Source organism: Amycolatopsis sp. NPDC059021 (assembly GCF_042739895.1).
Lineage (GTDB): Bacteria > Actinomycetota > Actinomycetes > Mycobacteriales > Pseudonocardiaceae > Amycolatopsis.
Genome location: NZ_JBHYIQ010000137.1, coordinates 1,325 through 4,129, shown reverse-complemented (window position 1 = coordinate 4,129; position 2,805 = coordinate 1,325). Strand labels below are relative to the sequence as shown.

At 71.1% G+C, this 2,805-nt stretch carries 2 protein-coding genes; both read right to left on the bottom strand.

What is annotated here, in order from left to right:
• Positions 1-1,056 (bottom strand): NAD-dependent epimerase/dehydratase family protein (locus tag ACFWX1_RS43930; RefSeq protein ID WP_378395847.1); only part of this gene is annotated, 1,056 nt, incomplete at its 3' end.
• Positions 1,044-2,360 (bottom strand): nucleotide sugar dehydrogenase, encoded by a 1,317-nt coding sequence (locus tag ACFWX1_RS43925; protein ID WP_378395846.1) that lies wholly within the window; start codon positions 2,358-2,360, stop codon positions 1,044-1,046. The genes ACFWX1_RS43930 and ACFWX1_RS43925, both read right to left, overlap by 13 nt.
• Positions 2,361-2,805: the final 445 nt, after the last annotated feature.

The following is a 2,805-nucleotide window of genomic DNA, read 5'->3' as shown; positions in this document are numbered from 1 at the left end:
CTGGACCTGCCCCGCCCCCCGGGGTTCTGCAGCCCGGGGCCGCGCCGGGTGGCCCCCCCCCGCCAACCGCCGCGGTCCGGGACCCGGCGGGGGGGTGAGGTGACGGCGCGCCCGGCGGTCGGCGATGACATCGCCGATGATGGTGTCGAGAGTGCGCACGGGCTCGAAGCCGATGAGGTTCGCGGCTTTGGCGCAGTCCGGGACGCGCCGCTGCATGTCCTCGAAGCCCTCGCCGTAGGCTTCCCGGTAGGGCACCTCGACCACCCGGCTGCCCGAACCCGTCGCGGAGATGACGGCCGCCGCCAGGTCGCCGATCGTGATCGGCCGTGGGTTGCCGAGGTTGAACACGGTGCCATGGGCGTTTTCGTTCGCCAGCAACGCGACCAGCGCGGGGACGATATCGGCTACGTGGCAGAAGCAGCGTACTTGCCGCCCGTCACCGAAAACCGTGACGGGCTCGCCCGTCAGCGCCTGGGTCACGAACCGGGGGACCACCATGCCGTAGTGCCCGGTCTGCCGTGGCCCGACGGTGTTGAACAGGCGCACGATCACCGATCGCACGCCGTATTCCTTGGCGTACAGGTAGGCGTAGGTCTCGTCGAGGGCCTTGGCCTCCGCGTACGACCACCGGGTGCGCAGCGGCGAGCCGAGCACCCGGTCGGCCTCCTCGGTCAGCCCGTCCGCGGTGTTCTTGCCGTACACCTCGCTCGTGGACGCCACCAGGATCGGGAGGTTCCTGCGACGGACGGCTTCCAGCATCGTCTCGGTGCCGAGCAGATTCGTGCGCAGGCTGTGCAGCGTCCTGTCCAGGATGGTGAAAACGCCGACCGCGGCGGCCAGATGGTAAACGCAGTCCACATCGGACACACACCGCCCGGCCACGTCCGCGTCGCACACCGAGCCGTGCACGAACCGCAGCCGGTCGTGGTCCGGCAGATTGTCCGTGCTGCCCGTGCTCAGATCGTCGAGCACGGTGACTTCGTGCCCGAGTGCGAGCAGGTGATCGGTCAGGTGTGAGCCGATGAAACCGGCGCCGCCGGTGATCAGGCAACGCATGACGGGCCGTCCTCGGCGCGCGGCGCGGCGTCGGCGGGCAGGAAGCGGTAGGTCGCGTCGACCACGATCGGGCACTGCTCGAGCCAGCCGTAGTCGTGGCCGGGCTGCACGGTGTGGATGAGCGCCAGATCCCAGTCACCGCCGAGCGGGCCCACCACGCTGTCCACTGTGGACCCGTTGGGGAGTTCGACACTGGGGACCAGCGGGTCGTGGTAGTCCACCTTGGCGCCTCGGGCGGCGAGCAGGCCGATGACGTCCAGCGCCGACGACGAGCGGACGTCCCGCACGCCGGGCTTGTACGTCACGCCGACCACGACGACGCGGGTGCCCGCGATTCCCTTGCCGGTCCGCGACAACACGTCGAGCACCCGGTCGGCGACCTGACGCGGCCGGTCCGCGATGGCCTGCATCGCCTGGGCGACGATCGGCGCGCTGCCCCGGGAAGCACGCAGCTGCCACAGCAGGTAGTGCGGGTCGCACGGAATGCAGTGCCCGCCGACCCCCGGCCCTGGCTGGAAGGCCATGAACCCGTAGGGTTTGGTCGCCGCGGCGGTCACGATCTCCATGGGATCCAGCGACAACGACGTGCAGACGTCGGCGAATTCGTTGGCCAGCGCGATATTGACCGCGCGGAACGAGTTCTCGAACAGCTTCGTCATCTCGGCAGCTTCCGGAGAGCCGACCACGTGCGCCGAACCGGACACCAAGCCGAGGACCTCCTGCGCCCGGCGCGTACACGCCGGAGTCACACCGCCGAGCACGCGCGGCGTTTCCCGCTGGGTGTGCGTGACGCGGCCGGGGTCGATCCGCTCCGGGCTCGCGGCGACGAACAAATCCTTCCCGACGGTGAAACCGCGCGTTTCCAGCGGTTCCACCAGCAGCTGCCGCGCGGTGCCGACGAAACTCGTCGACGTGAGGATCAGGGTTTGCCCCGGCCTGGCCTGCCGTACCAGCGTTTCGCACGCCTGGCGCAGCGCGCCGAGTTCCGGCGCGAGGTGCGCGTCCACCGGCGTGGGGACGCACACCATCACCACGTCCGCCTCGGGCAGGCGGCCGGCGTCGGTGGTCAGGACGAACCGTTCGTCGCCCGCCGCCGAAGCCAGCAGCCGCCGGTCGGATGCGACGAGGTCGGCTTCGCCGCGGGCGATAGCGGCGATCCGCCGTTCGTCGCGATCGATGCCGAGCACCGTCATCCCGGCCGCGTGCAGGGCGAGCGCGGTCGGCAGCCCCACATATCCCAGTCCGACAACGGCGACACGGCAAGGGGATCCCTGGTGCCGGGTCGCGGGTAAGGAAGCTGTCATGGTCGTTCACACCCCACAGGTCATCGTTCTTGCCGGATCGTTTCCGTGGATTGCGGAAGAACTCCGTGTCCCGGGCGAGGTGATCGCACCGCCGACGCCGGAACAGTAGTGGCAGCCCGATACCCCACCGACCCCTATGCAACCCCAGCTTTCGCCGCCGTCGCGCCTGCTCGGGCCACTGGCCAGGGCACCGGCCGGGATCGGGCCGCGCTGCCGCGGCGCGGATCTCTCGGGGTCGCGGGCACCCGGATTCCGGGAATGATCGATGGCCTGATTCCGGGTGGGAGGAACGATGGGAATGCGGCGCACGATGAACAAACTGCTCGTGGTGGGGGGCCCCGGGGGGCGCGCGCGCGGGGGGGGGGGGGGGGGGGGCGCCCCCCCCGGGGGGGGGGGGGGGGCCGGGGGCGCGGGGGGTGTTGTGTGACACCGGCGCCGCGCCGCG

Excerpts from the sequence above, each read along its gene's own strand:
- ACFWX1_RS43925 (WP_378395846.1), bottom strand. The coding sequence starts at position 2,360 with ATGACAGCTTCCTTACCCGCGACCCGGCACCAGGGATCCCCTTGCCGT.